The organism is Tenacibaculum aquaeponti, assembly GCF_057221555.1.
The window spans coordinates 3,938,094-3,961,830 of record NZ_CM170147.1 but is presented as its reverse complement, the minus strand read 5'-3'; the positions used below and the strand labels follow the sequence as shown (position 1 = coordinate 3,961,830).

The window sequence follows — 23,737 nt, the reverse complement described above, 5'->3', positions numbered from 1 at the left end:
CTAAGCTCTTCACAAATTTTCTATTTTTCCCACAAAAAAGCAGTAAAAAATAACGTTAAAAATCCTTCTGTTTTGGACGAACAAAAGTGTGAATAAATTTCAGTAAAAAAAAATCAAAATGGTATTGATTATTATTTTTTTTTTATGTAAGATTTGATTTAACAAATTACATACAATTTTGCCTGAACATTATTCAAACATTAGAGTCCGATATGCCGAAACAGATCAAATGGGGGTCGTTTATCACGGTAATTATGCGCAATATTTTGAAATTGGTAGAACAGAGTGGCTTCGTTCCTTAGGGGTGAATTACAAAGATATGGAAAAAAACGGAGTTATGCTTCCGGTAATTTCTTTAAATTGTAATTTTAAAAAATCAGCTTTATATGATGATAAACTTACTATAAAAACCATTTTAAAAAAAAAGCCATCTGTTAAAATCGAATTCGACTATGAAATAACGAATCAAGATCAAGAATTATTATGTGTAGGAAATACAACTTTAGCTTTTATTGATATTGAAACAAAAAAACCTACTCGTTGTCCTGAATATATTTTAAACAAACTTGATATTTAAACAAAAAACAACTAAATGAAAATATATACTAAAACTGGAGACAAAGGCACTACCGCTCTTTTTGGAGGAACTAGAGTTCCTAAAAACCATTTACGAATAGAAAGTTATGGAACAATTGATGAACTTAACTCATACATAGGTTTAATCCGAGATCAAGAAATTGACGATTTAACAAAGAATACTTTAATTAAGATTCAAAATGAACTTTTTACAGTTGGTGCAATGCTAGCTACTCCTCCAGAAAAAGAAACATTAAAAAACGGAAAAGAACGTTTAAACATCCCTAAAATTAATAATGAAGTTATTCAGTTCTTAGAAATAGAGATGGATAGAATGAATGATTTACTTCCTCAAATGACACATTTCATTTTACCTGGAGGACATCAAACAGTGTCATTTTGTCATATTGCTCGCTGTGTCTGTAGACGAGCTGAGCGCTTATCTGTTGCCTTAAGTCATGAAGATGATGTTAATTCTAACGTTTTAATGTATTTAAACCGACTATCTGACTACCTTTTTGTATTGGCACGGAAGTTGTCCAAAGACTTACAAGCAAACGAGGTTAAATGGATACCTAATAAGCTATAGAAAAAGTTCTTTATTTTATTGAATTCAGATTTTTAAGAAAAAACTTGACTTTTTCAGTTAAAATTTTATTTTTGCAGAAAACTAAAAACAGATTTAGAAATGTACTGGACACTTGAATTAGCATCTTATTTGGCTGATGCACCTTGGCCTGCAACTAAAGACGAATTAATTGATTATGCGATTCGTACTGGTGCTCCACTAGAGGTAGTAGAAAATTTACAAGATATTGAAGATGAAGGTGAAGTCTACGACTCTATCATAGAGATATGGCCCGATTATCCGACCGAAGAAGATTATCTTTGGAATGAGGATGAATATTAACACGAAAACAATAAAACTTAAAAGTCTCATATGAGGCTTTTTTTTTGCTTATTTTTAAGCATTTTATAATCAACGACATAAATAAGAAATAAAACTTCTTTATAAAACCACACAGAATGAGCATTTTAAACTCAATTATAAAAATTTTTGTTGGAGACAAACAACAAAAAGATTTAAAGAAATTACAACCTATTATAGACAATATAAAAGCTTTTGAAAGTGATTTATCTAAATTAAGTCACGATGAGTTAAGAGCTAAAACAATAGAGTTTAAATCTAAAATAAACGCAGCTACTAAATCTTTTGAAGATCAAGTATCTCAATTAGAAGAAGAAGCTAAAACAGCAAATATTGATAGACAAGAAGATATTTACACACAAATAGATAAACTAAAAGATGAAGCTTATGAAGCTTCTGAAGAAGTTTTAAAAAATATCATGTCTGAAGCTTTTGCTGTTGTTAAAGAAACAGCTAGACGTTTTGCCACAAATGAAAATATTGAAGTAAACGCAACTCCTTTTGATAGAGAACTTTCAGCTACAAAAGAACACATCACTCTAGATGGAGATAAAGCGCTTTGGGCAAATACTTGGGATGCTTCTGGTAAAGAAGTAACTTGGGATATGATTCATTACGATGTGCAGCTAATTGGTGGTTCTGTATTACATAATGGAAAAATTGCTGAAATGATGACTGGTGAAGGAAAAACTTTAGTTTCTACATTACCAGTGTACCTAAATGCACTTACAGGAAAAGGAGTTCACGTAGTAACTGTTAATGATTATCTAGCAAAACGTGACCGTGCTTGGATGGCTCCTATCTTCGAATTCCATGGTTTATCTACAGATTGTATTGATTTCCATCAACCAAATTCAGAAGAAAGAAGAAAAGCATATAACGCTGATATTACATACGGAACAAACAATGAATTTGGTTTCGACTATTTACGTGATAATATGGCTTCATCTAAAGAAGATTTAGTACAGCGTGCACCTAATTACGCTATTATTGATGAGGTAGACTCTGTTTTAATTGATGATGCACGAACTCCATTAATTATTTCTGGTCCAATTCCACAAGGAGATATTCATGAATTCAACGAATTAAAACCTTTAGTCGCTGATTTAGTTTCTTTACAAAGTAAATATTTAGTAGGTGTTTTATCTGAAGCAAAAAAATTACTTAAAGAAGGTGATACTAAAGAAGGTGGATTTTTATTATTAAGAGTTTATAGAGGTTTACCTAAAAATAAAGCTTTAATTAAGTTCTTATCTCAAGAAGGAATCAGACAAATTCTTCAAAAAACTGAAAACTTCTACATGCAGGATAATAATAAATTAATGCCTGAAGTTGATGCTGAACTATGGTTTACTATTGAAGAAAAAAACAACCAAATTAACTTAACAGATAAAGGAGTTGGTCATCTTTCAGAAAGAACACAAAATGATGCATTTTTCGTTTTACCAGACATCAGCATAAAAATAGCTGAAATTGATGGTAACGAAGGTACTCCAGAACAAAAAGCAGAATTAAAAGAAGAATTATATAGAGATTTTAGTGTGAAGAGTGAACGCATTCACACTATGAATCAACTTTTAAAAGCCTATACTTTATTTGAGAAAGATGTTGAATATGTAGTAGTAGATAATAAAGTAATGATTGTAGATGAGCAAACAGGTCGTATTATGGACGGTCGTCGTTACTCAGATGGTTTACACCAAGCAATTGAAGCTAAAGAAAATGTAAAAATTGAAGATGCTACACAAACGTTTGCTACAGTAACTTTACAAAATTACTTTAGAATGTATCGTAAATTATCTGGAATGACAGGTACCGCTGTTACTGAAGCTGGTGAATTCTGGGAAATTTATAAACTAGACGTTGTAGAAATTCCTACAAATAAACCAATTGCTCGTGACGATAGAGAAGATTTATTATATAAAACTACTCGCGAAAAGTATAATGCTGTAATTGAAGAAATTGTAAAATTAGTTGGAGAAAACAGACCTGTATTAGTAGGTACAACTTCTGTAGAAATTTCTGAATTGTTAGGTAGAATGCTTAAAATGCGTAAAATACCTCACAACATCTTAAATGCAAAATTACATAAAAAAGAAGCCGATATTGTTGCTGAAGCTGGTAAACCTGGACAAGTAACAATCGCTACAAACATGGCTGGTCGTGGTACCGATATCAAACTATCGGATGAAGTTAAAGCTGCTGGTGGTTTAGCTATTATTGGTACAGAACGTCATGATTCACGTCGTGTAGATCGTCAGTTACGTGGTCGTGCTGGTCGTCAAGGAGATGTTGGCTCTTCGCAATTCTTTGTTGCTTTAGATGATAACTTAATGCGTTTATTTGGTTCTGACCGTATTGCTAAAGTTATGGATAGATTAGGATTAAAAGAAGGTGAAGTTATTCAAGATAGAATGGTAACTAGATCTATCGAAAGAGCGCAGAAAAAAGTAGAAGAAAATAACTTTGGTATTCGTAAACGTTTATTAGAATATGATGATGTAATGAATGCTCAACGTGAATTCGTTTACAAACGTCGTCGTCATGCTTTAGATGGAAAGCGTTTACAGATAGATATCGCAAACATGATTTATGATACTTGTGATGCTGTTGTTCGTCAGAATAAATTAACGAAAGACTTTCAAAATTTCGAATTTGAATTGATTCGTTTCTCGTCAATGACTTCTCCTTTTACTGAAGATGAATTTAACGCTAAACCAGAACAAGAATTAATTGATCAGCTTTATAAATTAGTTACTGAAAACTATAAAGCAGATGCAGATAGAAATGCTTCTCAAGTTTATCCAGTAATCAAAGGAGTTTTTGAAAACGAAGGAGATCGTTACGAAAGAATCGTGGTTCCTTTTACTGATGGAACTAAAACGTTACGTGTAGTTACCAACTTAAAAGAGGCATACGAATCTGAAGGTAAATCATTAGTAAGCGATTTTGAAAAGAACATCACATTAGCGATTATTGATGAAAACTGGAAAGATCATTTACGCAAAATGGATGAATTAAAGCAAACTGTGCAAAATGCAACATATGAGCAAAAAGACCCATTATTAGTATATAAGTTCGAAGCTTTCGAATTATTCCAAAAAACAATCGATAAAGTAAACAAGGAAGTATTATCATTCTTATTCAAAGGAAAACTTCCTCAAGAAGATGAATCTCAAATTTCTGAAGCTCAAGAGCAAAAAAGAGAGCAATTAGACTTACGTAAAGACGAAGTTCAAAACTCTACTCAACAAGCTATCAGTAATGCTCGTCAACAACAAACTCAAGAACAACAAGCTATTGAAACTGTAGTTCGTGAGCAACCAAAAATAGGTAGAAACGAAAGAGTTACCATTAAAAACGTAATGTCTGGCGAAGAGAAGGAAGTTAAGTATAAACAAGCAATTCCTTTATTAGAGCAAGGAACTTGGGTTTTATACAATAAATAAAAATATACTTTTTTAAAAGAAAGCACTGAAGGAAACTTCGGTGCTTTTTTATTTACACAAAATTTACAATGTTTACTTTAAATTGAATTTTCACTAACAATCAATTAATTAAAGATTTACGATTACACTGCACTTAAACTATAATTTAGTACAAATTATTTTAACCTCTTTCTTTTTAAACTATCAAGAAGAAAACTATCAAACTTAAAATGAAAAAAAGTAAACGTCGTAAACTAGACATCGCTGTGATATCAGATGTACATTTAGGAACTTTTGGATGTAGAGCTACGGAACTGAATAATTACTTAAAAACAATAAATCCAAAAACATTAATCTTAAATGGAGATATTGTTGATATATGGCAGTTTAAAAAGAGGTATTTTCCTAAAGCTCATATGAAAGTTATTCGTCAACTAATGAGTTTTATTACTTCTGGTACAAAAGTCTATTATATCACAGGAAACCATGATGAGATGCTTCGTAAATTCAAAGGATTTCAATTAGGAAGTTTCGAAATTGTAAATAAGGTTGTTTTAGATATTGATGGAAAAAAAGGATGGTTTTTTCATGGAGATGTTTTTGATGTTACCATGCAACATTCTAAATGGCTTGCTAAACTTGGTAGTGTTGGGTACGATTTCTTAATCATGTTAAATACTGCTGTAAACTGGATTAGTGAAACTTTAGGATATAACAGATTATCTTTTAGTAAAAAGATAAAAAATGGTGTAAAAAGTGCAGTAAAATTCATTAATAATTTTGAAACCACAGCTGCTGAAATTGCTATTGATAACCAATACGATTATGTAGTGTGCGGACATATTCATCAACCAGAAATGCGTAGCATAGAAAATGATAAAGGAAAAACAATGTATTTAAATTCTGGTGATTGGATTGAAAACCTAACAGCATTAGAATACAGTAATAAAGAATGGAAATTATACGAATACGAAAAAGATAATTTGGCTAAAAAATTACCAAATAACATCGAAGTATCTGATGTAGAATTAATACAAGCTGAACAAAGTAATAGTCAGCTTTTTGAAGGATTATTAGAAGAGTTTAACATTCAAAAATTTTCAAAATAGTATGAAGATTTTATACGCAATTCAAGGTACAGGAAACGGACATGCAAGTAGAGCTTTAGAAATAGTTCCGCACTTACAAAAAAGAGCTGAAGTTGATGTTTTGGTAAGTGGATATCAATGTGAATTACAATTTCCTTTTGAAATTAAATACAAAATGTATGGCCTAAGTTTTATCTTTGGAAAAAAAGGTGGAGTTGATTTGGTAGAAACTTTAAAGAGATCGAAGCTCCGTAACTTATGGAAAGAAGTAAATTCTTTACCGGTTAAAGATTATGATCTAGTAATAAATGATTTTGAACCTGTTTCAGCTTGGGCTTGTAAATTAAGAAATACTCCTATTATTTCTTTAAGTCATCAAAATGCAGTTGCTGACGAAAATGCCCCTAAATATGGCAGCAAATTTAAATTAGAACGTTTTATTTTAAAGTACTATGCTCCTGCTAAAAATAGATTTGGTTTTCATTTTAAAACCTATTCTTCTGCAACGTTCTTACCTATAATAAGAAAAGAAATTCGTTATAAAAACATTACAAATAAAGGACATTATACTGTTTATCTTCCTGCATATGGAGATAAAAAATTAATACAATTATTATCTCAATTTAAAACTGTGAAATGGGAAATTTTTTCAAAACACACGAATCAGTTTCAATTACATAATAATATTATTATCAGACCAATTGATGGTAAAGAATTTATAAAAAGTATTGCTTCTTCTAGTGGTGTTTTATGTGGAGCTGGATTTGAAACACCTGCAGAAGCTTTATATTTAAGAAAAAAGCTAATGGTTATTCCTATGAAAAACCAATACGAACAACAATGTAATGCACTTGCTTTAAAAGAGATGGGAATTACTGTTCTTAAAAAGTTAAGTAAAAAACATCTTCCAAAAATTGAAAAGTGGTTAAAATCAAAATCGATAGTAGAAGTTAGATATCCAGATGTAACAGAAGATATTTTAGATGCAATAACACTGCCTTATTACAACAATACATTATTACCCGAGATTACCATTGTATAACTTCACTCCCATTTTCTAGTAAAATAGAATTAGTTTGTGAAAAATGTTTATTTCCAAACCAATATCCTCTATTAGCACTTAACGGAGATGGATGACCTGACTGTAAGAGTTTATGCTTTTTGACATCTATCTTCTTTCCTTTTTTCTTTGCGAAACCTCCCCAAAGTAAAAAGACAACATCAGATTTTTCTTCTGAAATTTTGCTAATAACGGCATCTGTGAACTCTTCCCAACCTTTTTTCTGATGACTTCCTGCTTCATGAGCTCTTACCGTTAGTGTTGCATTTAATAACAATACACCTTGCTTAGCCCATCTTGATAAATCACCTGATTTTGGGTAAGGAATACCCAAATCGGTTTCTATTTCCTTAAAGATATTAATTAAAGAAGGAGGATGTGTAATTCCATCATGAACAGAAAAACATAATCCGTTCGCCTGCCCTACTCCATGATATGGATCTTGACCAATAATTACAACTTTCACGTCTTCAAATGCACAATAATCAAACGCAGCAAAAATATCTGAGTCCTTAGGAAAACAGATATGATTTTCATATTCATTTTTCACAAAACTTGTTAATTCATTGAAATATGACTTATCAAATTCCTCTTTTAAAATATGTTTCCAGCTTTCAGCTATATTTACTTGCATTCTTATTATTTTTGTGCTCTCAAAAATAGCGATTTTGAAACATAATATTTCAGAAAAAACATTGCAAGATTTAGAATTCAACACTGTTTTACAACAAGTGGCTGAATTTAGTATTACATCTTTAGGAAAAGAAAACGTATTAAAAATAACCCCAATTCAATCTCAAGAAGAATTACTTTTTGAATTGCAATTGGTTAATGAATATTTAAGCTCTTTTGAAAACGAAAATAGGATTCCAAATCATGGATTCGATGATATCACAGAGTTTATCAAACGTTTGGCTATAGAAAATAGTTATTTAGAAACAGAAGCTTATTTAAAAATTGCTACTGTAGCCTCTATCGTTAATGAACAAAAGAAGTTTTTAAAAAAATTTAAAGAATACTACCCTAGTCTTTTTCAGCTTAGCGAAGAAATAGAATACACTACCTATGTTTCTGATGCAATACAGAAAATAATATTGCCACATGGAGAAATAGTAAATAACGCCTCTCCTACATTGAAACAATTACGAAAAGACATTAACCATGTTCGCGGAAAAATATCAGAAAGTTTCTCTAAAGCTTTAAGTAGTAGTATTGCTAATGGATATTTAGATGATATAAAGGAAACTATTATAGATAATCAACGTGTTTTAGCTGTTATCGCTATGCACAGAAGAAAGGTTAAAGGTAGTTTATTAGGTTCTTCTAAATCAGGGAATATTGTATATATAGCTCCACAGGCAACATTATCTTACAGTAGAGAATTACAGAATCTTTTGTATGAAGAAAAACAAGAAATTGTAAAAATTCTACGTGCATTAGCTGAAGAAATAAGACCTTTTACACCTTTATTAGAAGCATATCTTACTTTTTTAGTTCATTTAGATGTAATTGCTTCAAAAGCTAAATATGCCAGAGAAATTAACGGGTTATTACCTAAAATCTCTACTAAAAAAAGAGTATTTTTAAGAGATGCTTATCACCCAGTTTTATGGAGAAAAAATAAAGAAAAAGGAATAGCAACTATTTCTCAAACTATTGAGCTAAATACAAAACAGCAAATTATAGTTATTTCTGGTCCGAATGCTGGTGGTAAAAGTATTACATTAAAAACCATAGGTTTACTACAAACCATGCTACAAAGCGGAATGTTAATTCCTGTTCATGAACGAAGTGAGACTTGTATTTTTGGTACTATTTTAACTGATATTGGAGATAATCAATCTATAGAAAATCAATTAAGCACATACAGTTATCGTTTAAAAAACATGCGTTATTTCTTACGAAAATGTGATGATAATACATTATTTTTAATTGATGAATTTGGAACTGGATCTGACCCTGAATTAGGTGGTGCATTAGCAGAAATTTTCTTAGAAGAATTTTACGAAAAAAAATCCTTTGGAATTATTACTACGCATTATGCAAATTTGAAAGTATTAGCTAATGAACTTGAAAATGTTACGAATGCTAATATGCAATTTAATGAGCGTACTTTAGAACCAATGTATAAACTCTTTGTTGGTCAGGCTGGAAGTTCTTTTACGTTTGAGGTAGCTCAGAAAAACGGAATTCCTTATAGTTTAATTAACAGAGCTAAAAAGCGTGTTGAAAGTGAAAAAGTTCGTTTAGACAAAACCATTTCAAAACTTCAGAAAGAACGAAATAGACTTCAAAAAACGTCTGATAACTTAGAAAAACAAAAATCTAAAGGACAAGAACATATTGAAAGTTTACAGGAAAAAGAGCAACGTATTCAAGAAAAATTAGAAGGATTTCAGGAACTATATGATAACAATCAACGTATGTTATCTTTAGGTAGAAAACTGAATGAATTATTGAATAAATACTTTCAAACAAATAACAAGAAAGAATTATCTGCTAACTTTTTTAAATGGGTAGCTTCAGAAAAAACAAAATACACAAAGAAAAATCCACCTAAAAAACAAAGCAAACAACAAAAAGTTAAAGAAAAAGAAACTGAAGCAAAACAAAAAGAAGCTATAAAAAAAGTAGAACAAGAAGTACTTAAGAAAGTAGTTGAGGTTAGAAAAGAAAAGAAAGTTGAAGCTCAAAAAGAAGCAAAAGCTAGAGCTGAGTATGTATATAAAGTTGGAGATAGAGTACGTTTAATTGATGGAAATTCTGTTGGAACTATTGATAAAATTGAAAAGAAAAATGCATTTATCAATTACGGACTTTTCACCACCAAGACATCTTTAGAAAAAATAGAACTAGTAGAAAAAGCGAAGAAAAAATAATTTCTTCGCTTTATTTTTTATAGGTTATATACAAACCTAAAGGTTACAAAACGTGGTTGTATAAAAGTCTCTGAACTAAATACAGAGAAGTTATTTGCATTATTTCGTATCTGAGAATCGATATTTAACAAGTTCGTTGCTTTTATCTCATATTCCCATTTTGCATCATTATTTTTTCTGTATGAAAATGTTGCATTCCAATTTTGAAAAGATTGAGAATTCCCATCATTAGAACTCTGATTTGTATACGAATAATCTGTTCGAAAACTTACCGATTTCCATATGTAAGCATCAAATTCAATAGATGGTGTATTTGTTGTAAAAGTTGTTTTTCTACTACCTTGAATATTGGTAGACACACTGTAACGATATCTTAAATTTATGTTTGGTGCTTTTAAATAATTCGTTCTAATCCCTGGAGTATATGTTTGAACATAACGCTCATTTAACGATTGAATTCCTTGGATAAATTGATTGATCTTACTGTAGTTTAAACCTGTTCCAAAACTAGCTCTAATTTTACCAAATGTCTTTTGAATTCTTCCAAAAATATTAGCATTTTCATCTGCAAAATTGGAATTGAAAAATGTACTAGTTCGTATCACATTTTCAAAGTTTGTTAAACTCCTAATTTGATCTATATTTTTAGAATATGATGCTCTTGCAAATATATTTGTGTAGTTGAATAAATTAAAACTACTGTAAAATAAACTCAAATTATGTGATAAAGCATTCTGTAATTCTGGTTCTCCAAATTGAATATTATTAAAGTTATTCAACACTAATCCTTCTGCTAATCGAGTAACATCTGTAAATTGATTTCTCATTTCATAACGAAAAGTAAGTGCTTCACTTTTCTTGAATTGAACTCGTGTTTCAAAATCTGGTAGAACCCTAAAAAAACCTTCATCATAATTTACTCCAAATTGTGTATTGCTATTTCCATAAGCATGCAACGAAAAACCTGGTGTGATTGTGAAAATTCCCTTTTTTACTCTATAATGAACTCCTAAATAAACATCACTAAAATTATATGTAATGTTATTTCCTAACTTACCATCATTTATTGTTGGAGTCGGATTAAATTCTGATCCGTCATTTAAAAACTGAAATACATTAGAATCAAATTCTTGAGAACTTAAAATAGTTCCGAAAGTTAAATTGATATTACTTTTCGAGTTAATTAAATTGTAGTAATCTAGCTTAGCATCTAATTGATTCGATTTTATCCTTCTATTTTGATTGATATTATAATTATCTTGAGTTATATCTAACCCTAAAGCTCCAGCTGTTGTATCAAAAGGATCTGTAGTACTATTTGTATTTGCTAATACAGCATTATAGAAAGGATCTTCATTTTTAATTAAATGTTGCGCCTCTAAGGCAAAAATATTAGTATCATCTAAAGTGTAATAGTAATTCAAATTTTGATTGATACTGTAAGGCGAAACTTCATCAAATTGTGTTGTTGTTCCAATTACTGATGAAAACGAATTTTGATCTTGTTGATCTTTTGAAACTCGAGCTATTACATCATAATCTACCTGATTATTTACATTAGGCTTGTAAGATGCACTTAACTTTAATAATCCTTGATCTGAACGCTCTGTAGTAGATTGATCAGTTGCTTCATCTGGTATACCTAATTCTTGATTTGTATACTGAACAAAACTTGTTTCTCTAGATAATATTTTGCTATTGTTATAAATTAAAAAACCACTTAAATCTAAAGTAGATTTTGGCGAATAATTAAAATTCATCGTCGCCAGTTTGTTTTCTATTTTTAGTGCGTTACTCTGGTTCGTTAGAAAATTTAAACTATTATCTCCTAAATTTATACTCGTTCCACTACTCCTACTAGGAGCTCTAAATCCACCTCCGAAACCTCGAATATCTCTTCTGTTTAAAGCTACTTCTCCAATATTATTAATATCTCCAATGAAATTGATGCTATATTTTGGACTATAATAAAATAATTTTGGTTGTAATAAATACAAACCTTCGTCTGGAGACTTTCCTCCTCCTGCTGTTACGTTTCCAAACCAAAAATTCTCTTTTCCTTTTTTTAGTTTGATATTTAAAGCAACATTATCTTGATTATTTCTTACACTTCTTAACTGACCTACTTCTGCGTAATTTCTTAATACCTGAATTTTATCTACAGCTTTAGAAGGAATATTCTTTGTGGCTAATTTCGTATCGCCATCAAAGAAATCTTTACCATTCACCATGAGTTTATTTACCACCTTCCCTTCTACTTCTATTTGTCCGTCTTCATTAATTTCAACTCCAGGAAGTTTTTCTAAAACATCTTCAAGTTTTCGTTCTGTACCATTTTTAAAAGAATCTGCATTATAAATTAATGTATCTCCTTTTATAGTTACAGGCATTTCGTAAGTAATTTCAACTTCATCTAAAGAATTATCAGGTTTTAAAATGAAATCTTTTTTAAGATTCACTTCTTTTATCTGAATAACTTCTTCATAGGTTTTCATACCTATATAACTAATTTGAATTTTATAGGATTTATTTTTCGATAACTTAAGCTCAAACTTTCCTTTCGAATCAGTAATTCCGTATGATTCTAAGACTTTAGTTGTTTGGTTTATAGCAATAATATTTGCTAAGTCTAACGGAGTATTCAAAGTATCTTTAACTACTCCAGAAATAGTAACTTGGGAAAATGAATTACTGATTATCGAAAAGAAAAAAAGAAATATTATTTTCTTCATAAGAATACAATTAAGGTATTTATTATTAGTTTTTTATCTTCTCCTTCTACCTCTATTGTTTCTCATTTCAATCATTTTACCTTTTATGGTTTCTTGATATGCCATTTTAGTAATCTCTTTTCCTTTTTCAGGAGCTTCTATTTCTATCTTATCTTTAGGATTCATAATTACTTTAGAACATAACATGATTTGATTCCCTGCACTTACTTCTAAAATTAACCCTGGTAAACCCCAATATTCTGCTGGACCATGACTAACAGGAATTTGTGGTGTATACCAAGCTTCTACTTCAGTCATTTCTATTTTTGGTTCAACTGTGTTTCCTAAAGAATCTTTTTTCTGTTCAGTTTTTCTTAAATCACTCCAAGAAAAATTATACCAGGTTAATTCTTTTGTAGGAATAGAAGCTGTAGCTTTCATACATAAATAATTACCTATTTTTTTTGATTCGCTTCCTATTTTCCATTGAATTTTTTGTAATTGATCTTTTACTAAAAAACGTTTACCATAAAATTCTTGACTCTGAATTAACTCATTAGATTGAATATTTTTATACTGATCACCTGGTGAGAAATTTTTCCCCCAAGAATCTGTTGCGCCAGATATTGCATCAATTTTTTCTTCTTCTTTAAAAAAAGATTCTTTTCTATTAAATATTAATACATATTCTTTTTCTAATCTATTTTTTAATCTAGCTTTTATCTGTTTTTTCTGCATTTCACTCATTTTAGCTCCCCATCTTCCTAATTCCAACTTTGCTTTAGAAAAATAAATAGCTTTTCCTTGAAAAGTTTCATATTCAGGTTTAGTAAAACCTAAAACTAAGATTATAGCCAATAATTTAAAAAGTACTGATTTCATGATATTTGATTAGTTTTGTTTAACAAATATACAAAAAGAGTAAACGAAATAAATTTATTTTATTAAAGATTTAACAATCTTTGTGTTAAAACTGAAGATAATACTTAATCTATAGATGATCTATTTAAATACTTTATATTCGTAAAAATTACTTCTAGAAATGGAAAAAACAAATAAAAACTCTGCAAAACAATGGTTACAAAGATTAAAGGATGAAAGTTGGGAAGCCGAACTTTTAGTCTCTGCAGTAGCAATATTTGGTACATTTAAGCTTTTTGGTATTATTGGCTGGCTAACGAACAAGTTTATAGATATTATTAGTCCTGATTTATATTTTTCAGCTTACATGGTTGTATTCTTTGGTTTGTTTGCCATTAGTATTTTAGCTTCTATGTTTGTTATTCATTTCTCTTTAAGAGCCTATTGGATTGGATTAGTAGGGTTAAATTCTGTTTTTCCTGATTACAGTATAGAGGATAGTGCATATTCTAAAATATACACAGAAAAAATGTTAAAGATTTTACCTAAACTAAAAGATTCTATAGAAAAAGTAGACGAATTGTGTAGTGTGATTTTTTCTGTTGCTTTTACATTTTTACTTATTTACTCTTACTTTTCTTTCTTAGCGAGCATTTATATATTAATCTACAACGCATTTTCAGACACAGTTCCTTCTATGTATTTACTAATCCCTCTTATTATATTAGGAATAATGTTTGTCGTGCAAATGTTTCTTTCTATTTATGCTAACTTAAAAAATAATAAAGAAAAATATGAGCTTCAAGATTTTACTTTTAAAGTAAATAGGTATATTTCTATGATTACTTTCGGACCTCTATATAAATCAATTATGCAAGTAAGTATGATTTTTGGTTCAAACTTTAAAAAGAAAAAGAGATTAGCACTTTTAATGTTAGTATTCATATTTAGTGGAGCATTCACAGCCTTATACCAAATTACAGAAACTAATATTGTGTATTTAATTAACCCTGAGAAATATTACAATAACGATTTAATTCGTCCTGTTTTTTATGAAAATACTAATTCAGAAAATACATATTTAATTGGACCAGAAATTGAGTCAGAAAAAATAGATAGTAAATTGTTCAAAGTTTTTATTCCTCTATTTACTTATGAAAATAGGTTACGCAGAAAACTTTGTAAGTATAATGATGAAGATTTAGACAGTTATAATAAAAGTGAAATTTTACAAAATTGCTACAAAACTTATATTACTTTAAAAATAAATGACAAAAAAATCTTAACTCCGAATTACATCAGGCAAATACATTATAGAACTGATCAATTTGGTATTGTAACATACATTAATACTGAAGAATTAGCTATGGGACAGCATTACATTTCTGTAAAAAAAGGAGAACATAAAGAATGGAAAATTCCGTTTTTTTTAGAAAAACAGACAGACTTGTCTATTTTTTTATATCTTTGTCATGTGAAACGAGATGTAAGACAACATATTATTGCAAAAGCTTCTGATTTATTTTACAGAAATGGCTACAATTCTACAGGAATAAATGAAATTATTTCTGAATCTGGAATTGCAAAAGCAACTTTATATAATCATTTTAAATCAAAAGAAGATATTTGTTTGGCTTACTTACAACACAAGCACAATAAATTTACTCACGACATTAAAGCATTTTGTAGTTCTAAATCTTCTGGTGAAGATCAAGTTCTTGCTGTGTTTGATTTTTTAAGTTTATTCTTTAAAGAAAGAGACTTTAATGGTTGCTGGTGTATCAAAACGGTTTCTGAAATCCCAAAAGATAACGAAAGAATTAGAAATGAAATTCAAAGTCAGAAAAAACAATTAATAGGTTTCATTTCAGAATTAATTACCAAAAACTTAACTATTGTATCTGAAAAGGAATCAGAAAGTTTAGCTAAACAAATTTATTTATTATATGAAAGTGCTGTTGCAGAAAGTCATTTACATCAAGATAACTGGCCTATCGTGCAGGCTAAAAATATATGTCAAAAAATAATTTAAAAAATTTTACAACATAAAAGACAGACTTGTCTGTTCATTTAAAACAATTAAAATTAAATATTATGGGAAATTTTAACAACAAAGTAGCTATCGTAGTAGGTGGTACAAGTGGAATTGGTTATGCAACTACACAACAACTTTTAAACGAAGGTGCAATTGTACATATCGTAGGTAGAAGCATTAATAAAGTAGAACAACAAGAAAACTTAGTAAAACATAAAATCGATATTACCAACAAAGATGAAGTATCTAATTTAATCGATACTATTGGTGTATTAGATAATGTGGATTACTTAGTAAACGCTTCAGGTATTTTTGGTCCAAAACCTTTCTTAGATCATACTATAGCAGATTATGATTCTTATTTAGACTTAAACAGAGGGTTCTTTTTCATTACACAGGCAGTAGCTAAAAAAATGAAAGAAACTAATGGTGGATCTATTGTTAATGTTGGTTCAATGTGGGCTAAACAGGCGGTAAAAGCGACACCATCTTCTGCTTACTCAATGCAAAAAGCTGGTTTACATTCTTTAACTCAGCACTTAGCTATGGAATTAGCTGATCATAAAATTAGGGTAAATGCAGTTTCTCCTGCTGTTGTTCAAACACCTGTTTATCACGGAGTTTTTGGCAGTAAAAATGCTGCAGATGAAGCTTTAGAAGGATTTAATACTTTTCACCCAATTGGAAGAAATGGATTAGCAGATGATGTTGCTAATAGTATTACATTCTTATTATCAGATAAATCTTCTTGGGTTACCGGTGCTGTTTGGGATGTTGATGGTGGAGTAATTGCAGGTAGAAACTAATATTTTAAAAATGCATTTAACAATAAAAGAACTTTTTTCAAAACTAGGAAGTTTAGGAAAAAAATCTCCAAAATCAATGGAAGCTTTTCAACAATTTGATAAAGTAGCTATGGAAGATGGAGCAATTCCAGCAAAATATAAAGAATTAATAGCTTTAGGTGTAGCGTTAACGACACAATGTGTCTATTGCTTAGAAATCCACAAAGAAAAAGCTAAAAAAGCTGGTGCAACTCAAGAGGAAATTGCTGAAGTAACTTTTATCGCAGCTGCATTAAGAGCAGGTGCAGCTGTTACTCACGGTACACATATAATAGATTAATTTTTTAAGGTTAAGCTAAATTTGTTAGCTTAATCTTTTTTATAAATTCATGAAAAAAAACATCGCTATTCTTGGTGCTGGATTATCTGGCTTAACAACTGCTTATTTATTACAAAAAGAAGGGTTTTCAGTAAAAGTTTTAGAAGCTAATACTCGATTAGGTGGAAGAATTTTGACTAAGAAAAAAAACAATACCAAAATTGAATTAGGCGCAACTTGGTTATGGAAATATAACACAGCTTTAATTCAATTATGCAAGGAATTAAACATACAACTTTTTGAACAGAAAATGGATGGTGATGCTTTATTTGAAGTCATGAGTTCGCATCCTCCACAAAGGTTTAACTTACCTCCTAATCAAGAAATAAGTTATAGAATTGTAGATGGTACGCATACTATTATTGAAAAATTAGCTCTTAAAATTGGAAGAGAAAATATTTATCTTGATGAAAAAGTTACACACATAAATCAGTTTGAAAACCAATTAACAGTTACATCAAAAAATAAAACATATGAAGTTGATTATGTAATTTCTACTGTTCCTCCAAGATTATTAATGCAATCTATTATTTTTTCTCCTGAATTACCTAAAGATTTGATTACTATAGCCAATCAAACACATACATGGATGAAAGATTCTATAAAGTTTGCTGTTGTATTTGATACTCCATTCTGGAGAAAAAACGGACTTTCTGGTGTTGGCTTTAGTAATGTTGGTCCTTTTACCGAATTATACGATCATTGTACTATACAAGAAAACGGGTTTGCGTTAATGGGGTTTTTAAATGATGGGTTAGTAAAACTAACTAAAGAACAACGTGAAGCTAAAGTTATTTTACAATTAAAAAAGTTTTTTGGTGAACAAGTAAACAATTATTTAGTTTACGATGAAAAAATATGGAAAAAAGAAAAACTTACTTGTGTTTATGACAATGAGTTTATTTTTCCGCATCAAAACAATGGGCATGAAATATTTCAAGGCTCTTTTATGAAAGACAAATTGTATATATCTGGTACAGAAACTTCTAAAACACATGGTGGTTATATGGAAGGAGCAGTAAGGAGAGCTATTGAAATAATTAACACAATTATGTAGAATAAATACACATATGACTTTCTGGGGGAAGAAGTTTTTGTGTAAAAAAAGGTTAGATTTCAAAATCTAACCTTTTCCTTTTATTCATATTGTTTCATTTCCTGATCATAAAATGCTCCCGCTTGCTCAATTAAGCCTTCAAGCTCATTTGCTAATTCTTGCTCATTTTCATCAGCAATATCTTCAAACCATTCTACAGAATCATCTTTTAAGTTAATTAAAAACCTAGGATATTCTGTGTGTAATACGAAAATATCTTCTGCAAATTCACTATTATCAGCTAATAAAAATTTAGGTAAGTTCATTATGTTTTGTTTGTATCAATTTTTGAGTTAGATAATTAAAGCGTAAAAATAGTAATATTGAAGCAGAAGTTAATCCAGCTAATAATCCTAACCAAATTCCAAAACTTCCGTACATTTCCTCTTTCCCTAAGAAATAACTTACAGGAAAACCAATTAACCAATACGCTATAAATGTAATTAGTGTAGGTATAGCAACATCTTGTAAACCTCTTAATGCACCTAAAACCATTACTTGAATACTATCACTTATTTGGAAAAATGCAGCTGCAATTAATAATGTAGAAGCAATTTTAATTACTTCCATATTATCTGTATAATTTTGAGCATCATTTAAATCGACATAAACATTTGGTAAAATTTTATGAAAAGAGAAAAAGATAATTGCAAATCCGACAGCTAAAATTACACCTAAAAAGAAAATTGAAAATGCAATTCTTCTTAATTCAATATAATTTTGTAGTCCTTTCTGATTACCAACTCGTATCATAGCTGCAACACTTAATCCCATTGCTACCATAAATGTCATAGAAGATAAATTTAAAGCAATTTGATTTGCAGCTTGTGGATTTTTACCTAACAGTCCACTTAACCAAATAGCAGCAGTGAAAATAGCTACTTCAAAAAACATTTGCATTGCACTTGGAGCTCCCAGACTAATTATCTTTTTCAACATTAATTTATCTAACACAAAGAATTTTATGTTAGTAACCAATCGTTTTGTTCGCTCTTTTTGAGTTAATAACCACCATAAATACAACACCATAATAAAACGAGATAATAAGGTACCATAAGCTGCACCTACAATTCCCATTTCAGGAAAACCAAACTTTCCAAAAATTAACAAGTAGTTTAATATTACGTTAACAACATTAGCTATAATCGTTGCATACATTGGATAACGTGTCATAGACATTCCATCACTAAATTGTTTAAATGCTTGAAAAACAATTAAAGGAATTAAAGAAAACGCTACTAAATCTAAATAAGGAATCGCCAATTCAACAACTTCATTAGGTTGTTTCATTAAGTACAATAATGGTTTAGAAAAAAATACCATTAGAAACATTAAAATTCCAAGAGTTGTACACAAGAAAAGTCCGTGTTTAAATGTAGCCTTGGCCTTATCAAAATTTTCAGCAGCATCAGCTTCAGCAATTAGTGGTGTAATTGCTGTAGAAAAACCAATTCCTAAAGACATCGCAATAAACATAAAACTGTTTCCTAAAGAAACTGCTGCTAATTCAGCTGTTCCTAATTGTCCAACCATAATGTTATCAATAAAACTCACAAAAGTGTGTCCTAACATTCCTAACATTACAGGAGCAGCCAATTGCCAATTATATTTAAATTCAGATGTATATTTTGCTAAATTCACTAAATAAATCTTTCTTTTGAATAAGTACGCGAAGATACTTCAAATTGACAGATTTTAGTTATTTTTGATAGGAATAAAAACAAAAAACAAATGGCTACAGTAACGCTTAAAGGAAACGAAATACAAACTAACGGAAACTTACCAGAAGTAAACTCTAAAGCTCCTAACTTTAAATTAGTTGGCGGTGATTTATCTGTAAAATCTTTAGAAGATTACGCAGGTCAAAAATTAGTATTAAACATTTTTCCTAGTATAGATACAGGAACTTGTGCAACTTCTGTAAGAAACTTTAACAAAGAAGCTTCTCAGTTAGAAAACACAAAAGTGTTATGTATTTCTAGAGATTTACCTTTTGCTCAAAGTCGTTTTTGCGGTGCCGAAGGTATAGAAAACGTAGAAATGCTTTCTGATTATGTAAATGGTGATTTTGGTAAAAATTATGGTTTAGAGTTTACAAACGGACCTTTAAATGGTTTACACTCTCGTTGTATTGTTGTTATTAACGAAAACGGAGAGGTTACCTACACAGAGCAAGTTCCTGAGATTGTAGATGAGCCAAATTACTCTGAAGCTTTAAAAGCATTATAATGGAAACATCATCTAAAGATGGATTCATAAAGCGGCGAATAAAAGGTGTTAGTTATGCTTTTAAAGGCATGAGAATACTAACAACAACCGAAGATAGTATCAAAGCCCAATTTATTATTGGGCTTTTTGCTGTTGTATTAGGCTTTGTTTTTAATATTTCTGCTACAGAATGGATGATTCAACTTACCGTTTCTGGGTTAGTATTGGTTGCTGAAGCATTAAACACAGCTGTTGAAAAAGTTGCCGATTTTATTCATCCTGAGTTTAATAACAAAATAGGAATTATAAAAGATGTCGCTGCAGGAGCCGCCGGTTTTGCGGCAATAATTTCTATAATTGTGGGTTGTATTATATACATTCCAAAAATTACAAGCTTATTCTTGTAATATTTCTATATTTACAGGTCGAAATTTTTACTAGTTAATGGCAAAAAAAACAGTTTCAAAAAAAACAAAAAAAGTAGAGAAGCCTACTAAACCTTCTTTCTTTAAACAAGCTAACGAATTCTTTAAAAACAGGCAAACACAAACGATTTTAGGCGTTTTTCTAGTGCTTTTTGCTATTTTTTTATGTGTTGCTTTTATTTCATTTTTCTTTTCTTGGGAATATGATCAAAGTATTTTAACCGAATTCGGTAATAAACAACTAAAAGCTAAAAACTTATTAGGAAAAATAGGTTCTAGTCTAAGTCATGTATTGGTTTACAACGGTTTTGGATTAGCTGCTTTTATTCTTCCGTTTCTAATTCTTTTAACAGGTATTAGTTTTTTATTACAAACTCGATTAAAAAGTATGGTTGCCAGATGGAATTGGGGATTATTTAATATGTTATGGGTTTCTGTTGCTTTAGGATTTGTAGAAAAGAAATTGGCTTTGTTATCTGGTACGGTTGGTTACGAGTTAAATGAATATTTACAAACATTTATTGGTAAAACAGGCCTAGCAATAGTACTTATGTTTTTTCTACTTTCTTATGTAGTTGTTCGATTTAGAATGACTCCTGAAATGATTAGTGAAAAGATGAAAAAACATGAAAAAACAAATGACACTGTAATTGATAATTCTGTTGAAGTTATTCAAGATACTAACCCTCCTTCATCAGCTAAAGAAGAAGAAAAACAAACAGAAGAAACTGAAACAAATGAAAATAAATCTGATTTTGAACTTTCTGTAGAAAACTTGCAACCTACCATTGGAAATCATTCTACAATTGAAAAGAAAAAAGAAGATAACTTAAATTTAGAAATAAACACTCTTACTCCAACATATAAAAATGAAAATGAAACTATAATTTCTAATTCAAACAATGAAGTAGAAATAGCTATAGAAAAAATAGAAGAAGAAAAAAGTGTAACCGAAAATTTATCTGATCAATTAGTTCAAGATTTTGGTGAATTTGATCCTACTCTAGAGTTAGGTCAATATCGTTTTCCTACTTTTAACTTATTAAAAGAATACAACGAAAGTATTTCCATAGATCCAGAAGAATTAGAAGCTAATAAAAATCAGATTGTAGAAACATTAAAGAATTATAAAATTGGAATTGCACAAATAAAGGCAACTGTTGGACCTACAATTACCTTATATGAAATTGTACCAGAGGCTGGAATTCGTATTTCAAAAATTAAAAACCTAGAAGATGATATTGCTTTATCTCTTTCTGCTTTAGGAATCCGTATTATTGCTCCGATTCCGGGGAAAGGAACTATCGGTATAGAAGTCCCTAATAAAAAGGCCACAATTGTATCGATGCATTCGGTAATTACATCTAAGAGATTCCAAGAAAGTCAGATGGAATTACCTTTAGCTTTAGGTAAAACAATTTCAAACGAAACTTTAGTTGTCGATTTAGCTAAAATGCCTCACTTACTTATGGCAGGTGCAACAGGACAAGGTAAATCTGTTGGATTAAATGCAATATTAACTTCATTATTATATAGAAAACATCCAGCAGAAGTTAAATTCGTTCTTGTTGATCCTAAAAAAGTAGAACTTACTTTATTTAATAAAATAGAGCGTCATTATTTAGCTAAACTACCAGATTCTGAAGAAGCAATTATTACAGATACATCTAAAGTTGTAAATACTTTAAATTCTCTTTGTATAGAAATGGATAATCGTTACGATTTATTGAAAAATGCAATGGTTCGTAACATTAAAGAATATAACACTAAGTTTAGAGCTCGCAAATTAAACCCTGAAAACGGACACCAATTTTTACCTTACATTGTATTAGTTATTGATGAATTTGCTGATTTAATTATGACTGCGGGTAAAGAAGTAGAAACTCCTATTGCTCGTTTAGCCCAATTAGCCAGAGCAATTGGAATCCATTTAATTGTAGCAACTCAACGTCCATCTGTAAACGTAATTACAGGTATTATTAAAGCAAACTTCCCTTCTCGAATTGCCTTTAGAGTAACTTCTAAAATTGATAGTAGAACTATTTTAGATGCCCCTGGAGCGGATCAATTAATTGGTCGTGGAGATATGCTTTATTCTGGTGGAAATGACATTACTCGTATACAATGTGCCTTTGTTGACACGCCAGAAGTAGAAAAAATAACAGACTTTATTGGATCACAACGTGCTTACCCTGAAGCACATCTATTACCAGAATATGTTGGCGAGGAAGCTGGCACAACTATTGATAATAATATTGCAGATAGAGATAAACTGTTTAAAGAAGCAGCTGAAGTTATTGTAACCGCACAACAAGGTTCGGCATCATTATTGCAAAGAAAGCTGAAACTCGGTTATAATAGAGCAGGAAGGTTAATTGATCAGTTAGAAGCAGCTGGTATTGTTGGCCCTTTTGAAGGAAGTAAAGCTCGACAAGTTTTAGTTCCAGATTTAATTGCTCTAGAACAGTTATTAGAAAACGAAAAAAATATTTAATTTTGAATAATTTTAAGATCAATATGAGAAAATTAGGAATATTTATATTAGGATTGTGTCTTTCAATGAATGTAATGGCCCAAAATACATCTGAAAAGGCAAAGAATCTTTTAGATGAAGTTTCTACAAAAATGGGAGCTTATAAAAATATGAATATAGGTTTTACTTCTACCCTAGTTAACAAAGAAGCAGGTATCACAAACGATCCTCCTATTAGAGGTAATATCACTTTAGCTGGTGAAAAATATAATTTAAATTATTTAGGAAATAATTTTGTTTTCAACGGAAAACGTTTAGTTATTATTAATACTGATGAAAAAGAAGTTACTATAAACGATGGTGACTTAGAAGAAGAAGATGGATTTATTTACCCTTCTAAATTATTAACTTTTTATAAAGAAGGTTACAACTATGAAATGGGGGATTTAAAAAATAATCAAGGGAGAAAGGTTCAATATATTGATTTAACTCCTATAGATAGTAATTCTGACATTATTAAAGTTAGATTAGGTATAGACGCTAAAACTAAACATATTTATAAGTTAATTCAAATAGGATCTAATGGTGCCGAAACTACTTTTACTATCACTAAATTTAAAAGTAATCAAGCTATTTCAGAGAATTTATTTTCTTTTGACAAAGCTAAATATGAAAAACTAGGTTATTTAATAGATTAAATCAAGTTTTAAAATACAACATAAAAAAGTTTTGATAATTACTACATCTTAATTGTAATTAACAAAACTTTTTCTGTTTTTTAAAAGTAAGCTTGCTACATTTGCAA

20 protein-coding genes are annotated in these 23,737 nt (G+C 29.8%); 15 read left to right on the top strand and 5 right to left on the bottom strand.

Annotated features, from left to right (window positions below):
• Positions 1 to 178: 178 nt before the first annotated feature.
• The 6 genes from AC2TEO_RS17915 (at position 179) to AC2TEO_RS17890 (ending at position 7,062) form a co-directional block, all read left to right on the top strand.
• The gene (locus AC2TEO_RS17915; RefSeq protein WP_442266130.1) at positions 179 to 577 is read left to right on the top strand and encodes an acyl-CoA thioesterase; all 399 of its coding nucleotides are present in this window, start codon (positions 179 to 181) and stop codon (positions 575 to 577) included.
• Positions 578 to 592: 15 nt separating this feature from the next.
• Positions 593 to 1,165 carry a cob(I)yrinic acid a,c-diamide adenosyltransferase gene (locus AC2TEO_RS17910; RefSeq protein WP_442266129.1) on the top strand — a complete coding sequence of 191 codons (573 nt, stop codon included), beginning with the start codon at positions 593 to 595 and terminating at the stop codon, positions 1,163 to 1,165.
• A gap of 99 nt (positions 1,166 to 1,264) precedes the next feature.
• Positions 1,265 to 1,486 (top strand): DUF2795 domain-containing protein, encoded by a 222-nt coding sequence (locus AC2TEO_RS17905; RefSeq protein ID WP_075343250.1) that lies wholly within the window; start codon positions 1,265 to 1,267, stop codon positions 1,484 to 1,486.
• A 116-nt stretch (positions 1,487 to 1,602) separates the two neighbouring features.
• Positions 1,603 to 4,953 (top strand): preprotein translocase subunit SecA, encoded by a 3,351-nt coding sequence (secA, locus tag AC2TEO_RS17900; RefSeq protein ID WP_442266128.1) that lies wholly within the window; start codon positions 1,603 to 1,605, stop codon positions 4,951 to 4,953.
• Positions 4,954 to 5,162: 209 nt separating this feature from the next.
• Complete coding sequence (locus tag AC2TEO_RS17895) at positions 5,163 to 6,041, top strand: UDP-2,3-diacylglucosamine diphosphatase (protein ID WP_442266127.1); 879 nt, start codon at positions 5,163 to 5,165, stop codon at positions 6,039 to 6,041.
• A 1-nt stretch (position 6,042) separates the two neighbouring features.
• Positions 6,043 to 7,062 (top strand): glycosyltransferase family protein, encoded by a 1,020-nt coding sequence (locus AC2TEO_RS17890; RefSeq protein WP_442266126.1) that lies wholly within the window; start codon positions 6,043 to 6,045, stop codon positions 7,060 to 7,062.
• Here the strand turns inward: AC2TEO_RS17890 and AC2TEO_RS17885 are convergent.
• Entirely contained in the window at positions 7,049 to 7,714 is a 666-nt protein-coding gene (locus AC2TEO_RS17885) for a uracil-DNA glycosylase (RefSeq protein WP_442266125.1), read from the bottom strand. The genes AC2TEO_RS17890 and AC2TEO_RS17885 overlap by 14 nt on opposite strands.
• Before the next feature lie 34 nt (positions 7,715 to 7,748).
• Here AC2TEO_RS17885 and AC2TEO_RS17880 point away from each other — a divergent pair, with 34 nt between their 5' ends.
• Complete coding sequence (locus AC2TEO_RS17880) at positions 7,749 to 9,959, top strand: endonuclease MutS2 (protein WP_442266124.1); 2,211 nt, start codon at positions 7,749 to 7,751, stop codon at positions 9,957 to 9,959.
• A gap of 17 nt (positions 9,960 to 9,976) precedes the next feature.
• Here AC2TEO_RS17880 and AC2TEO_RS17875 read toward each other — a convergent pair whose 3' ends face one another.
• Both AC2TEO_RS17875 and AC2TEO_RS17870 read right to left on the bottom strand, forming a co-directional pair.
• Positions 9,977 to 12,691 carry a carboxypeptidase-like regulatory domain-containing protein gene (locus AC2TEO_RS17875; RefSeq protein WP_442266123.1) on the bottom strand — a complete coding sequence of 905 codons (2,715 nt, stop codon included), beginning with the start codon at positions 12,689 to 12,691 and terminating at the stop codon, positions 9,977 to 9,979.
• 33 nt (positions 12,692 to 12,724) lie between these two features.
• Positions 12,725 to 13,552 (bottom strand): GLPGLI family protein, encoded by an 828-nt coding sequence (locus tag AC2TEO_RS17870; RefSeq protein WP_442266122.1) that lies wholly within the window; start codon positions 13,550 to 13,552, stop codon positions 12,725 to 12,727.
• Between the two features lie 160 nt (positions 13,553 to 13,712).
• On the opposite strand from AC2TEO_RS17870, the gene AC2TEO_RS17865 reads away from it, so the two are divergent.
• The 4 genes from AC2TEO_RS17865 to AC2TEO_RS17850 all read left to right on the top strand — a co-directional run bounded on the left by AC2TEO_RS17865 (position 13,713) and on the right by AC2TEO_RS17850 (position 17,787).
• Positions 13,713 to 15,563, top strand: a complete 1,851-nt coding sequence (locus AC2TEO_RS17865) for a TetR/AcrR family transcriptional regulator (protein ID WP_442266121.1) — start codon at positions 13,713 to 13,715, stop codon at positions 15,561 to 15,563.
• Between the two features lie 62 nt (positions 15,564 to 15,625).
• Complete coding sequence (locus tag AC2TEO_RS17860; RefSeq protein WP_442266120.1) at positions 15,626 to 16,372, top strand: SDR family NAD(P)-dependent oxidoreductase; 747 nt, start codon at positions 15,626 to 15,628, stop codon at positions 16,370 to 16,372.
• A 10-nt stretch (positions 16,373 to 16,382) separates the two neighbouring features.
• A complete protein-coding gene (locus AC2TEO_RS17855; RefSeq protein ID WP_442266119.1) occupies positions 16,383 to 16,691 on the top strand; it encodes a carboxymuconolactone decarboxylase family protein in 309 nt (102 codons plus the stop codon).
• Positions 16,692 to 16,740: 49 nt separating this feature from the next.
• Positions 16,741 to 17,787, top strand: a complete 1,047-nt coding sequence (locus AC2TEO_RS17850; RefSeq protein ID WP_442266118.1) for a flavin monoamine oxidase family protein — start codon at positions 16,741 to 16,743, stop codon at positions 17,785 to 17,787.
• 80 nt (positions 17,788 to 17,867) lie between these two features.
• On the opposite strand, the gene AC2TEO_RS17845 is transcribed toward AC2TEO_RS17850, so the two are convergent.
• Positions 17,868 to 18,092, bottom strand: a complete 225-nt coding sequence (locus AC2TEO_RS17845; protein WP_442266117.1) for a DUF8828 family protein — start codon at positions 18,090 to 18,092, stop codon at positions 17,868 to 17,870.
• Entirely contained in the window at positions 18,079 to 19,467 is a 1,389-nt protein-coding gene (locus AC2TEO_RS17840; protein ID WP_442266116.1) for an MATE family efflux transporter, read from the bottom strand. The genes AC2TEO_RS17845 and AC2TEO_RS17840 overlap by 14 nt, the downstream gene beginning before the upstream one ends.
• Before the next feature lie 90 nt (positions 19,468 to 19,557).
• On the opposite strand from AC2TEO_RS17840, the gene tpx reads away from it, so the two are divergent.
• The 4 genes from tpx to lolA1 are packed head-to-tail and all read left to right on the top strand — an operon-like array spanning position 19,558 to position 23,630.
• Positions 19,558 to 20,055 carry a thiol peroxidase gene (gene tpx, locus AC2TEO_RS17835; RefSeq protein WP_442266115.1) on the top strand — a complete coding sequence of 166 codons (498 nt, stop codon included), beginning with the start codon at positions 19,558 to 19,560 and terminating at the stop codon, positions 20,053 to 20,055.
• Positions 20,055 to 20,441, top strand: a complete 387-nt coding sequence (locus AC2TEO_RS17830) for a diacylglycerol kinase (protein WP_299682537.1) — start codon at positions 20,055 to 20,057, stop codon at positions 20,439 to 20,441. The genes tpx and AC2TEO_RS17830 overlap by 1 nt, the downstream gene beginning before the upstream one ends.
• Positions 20,442 to 20,478: 37 nt before the next feature.
• Complete coding sequence (locus AC2TEO_RS17825) at positions 20,479 to 22,953, top strand: FtsK/SpoIIIE family DNA translocase (protein ID WP_442266114.1); 2,475 nt, start codon at positions 20,479 to 20,481, stop codon at positions 22,951 to 22,953.
• A gap of 2 nt (positions 22,954 to 22,955) precedes the next feature.
• A complete protein-coding gene (gene lolA1 / locus AC2TEO_RS17820; protein ID WP_442266113.1) occupies positions 22,956 to 23,630 on the top strand; it encodes an outer membrane lipoprotein periplasmic chaperone LolA1 in 675 nt (224 codons plus the stop codon).
• The last annotated feature ends 107 nt before the right edge of the window (positions 23,631 to 23,737 follow it).

Excerpts from the sequence above, each read along its gene's own strand:
- AC2TEO_RS17910 (WP_442266129.1), top strand. The coding sequence starts at position 593 with ATGAAAATATATACTAAAACTGGAGACAAAGGCACTACCGCTCTTTTT.
- AC2TEO_RS17905 (WP_075343250.1), top strand. The coding sequence starts at position 1,265 with ATGTACTGGACACTTGAATTAGCATCTTATTTGGCTGATGCACCTTGG.
- secA (WP_442266128.1), top strand. The coding sequence starts at position 1,603 with ATGAGCATTTTAAACTCAATTATAAAAATTTTTGTTGGAGACAAACAA.
- AC2TEO_RS17895 (WP_442266127.1), top strand. The coding sequence starts at position 5,163 with ATGAAAAAAAGTAAACGTCGTAAACTAGACATCGCTGTGATATCAGAT.
- AC2TEO_RS17890 (WP_442266126.1), top strand. The coding sequence starts at position 6,043 with ATGAAGATTTTATACGCAATTCAAGGTACAGGAAACGGACATGCAAGT.
- AC2TEO_RS17885 (WP_442266125.1), bottom strand. The coding sequence starts at position 7,714 with ATGCAAGTAAATATAGCTGAAAGCTGGAAACATATTTTAAAAGAGGAA.
- AC2TEO_RS17875 (WP_442266123.1), bottom strand. The coding sequence starts at position 12,691 with ATGAAGAAAATAATATTTCTTTTTTTCTTTTCGATAATCAGTAATTCA.
- AC2TEO_RS17870 (WP_442266122.1), bottom strand. The coding sequence starts at position 13,552 with ATGAAATCAGTACTTTTTAAATTATTGGCTATAATCTTAGTTTTAGGT.
- AC2TEO_RS17865 (WP_442266121.1), top strand. The coding sequence starts at position 13,713 with ATGGAAAAAACAAATAAAAACTCTGCAAAACAATGGTTACAAAGATTA.
- AC2TEO_RS17860 (WP_442266120.1), top strand. The coding sequence starts at position 15,626 with ATGGGAAATTTTAACAACAAAGTAGCTATCGTAGTAGGTGGTACAAGT.
- AC2TEO_RS17855 (WP_442266119.1), top strand. The coding sequence starts at position 16,383 with ATGCATTTAACAATAAAAGAACTTTTTTCAAAACTAGGAAGTTTAGGA.
- AC2TEO_RS17850 (WP_442266118.1), top strand. The coding sequence starts at position 16,741 with ATGAAAAAAAACATCGCTATTCTTGGTGCTGGATTATCTGGCTTAACA.
- AC2TEO_RS17845 (WP_442266117.1), bottom strand. The coding sequence starts at position 18,092 with ATGAACTTACCTAAATTTTTATTAGCTGATAATAGTGAATTTGCAGAA.
- tpx (WP_442266115.1), top strand. The coding sequence starts at position 19,558 with ATGGCTACAGTAACGCTTAAAGGAAACGAAATACAAACTAACGGAAAC.
- AC2TEO_RS17830 (WP_299682537.1), top strand. The coding sequence starts at position 20,055 with ATGGAAACATCATCTAAAGATGGATTCATAAAGCGGCGAATAAAAGGT.
- AC2TEO_RS17825 (WP_442266114.1), top strand. The coding sequence starts at position 20,479 with ATGGCAAAAAAAACAGTTTCAAAAAAAACAAAAAAAGTAGAGAAGCCT.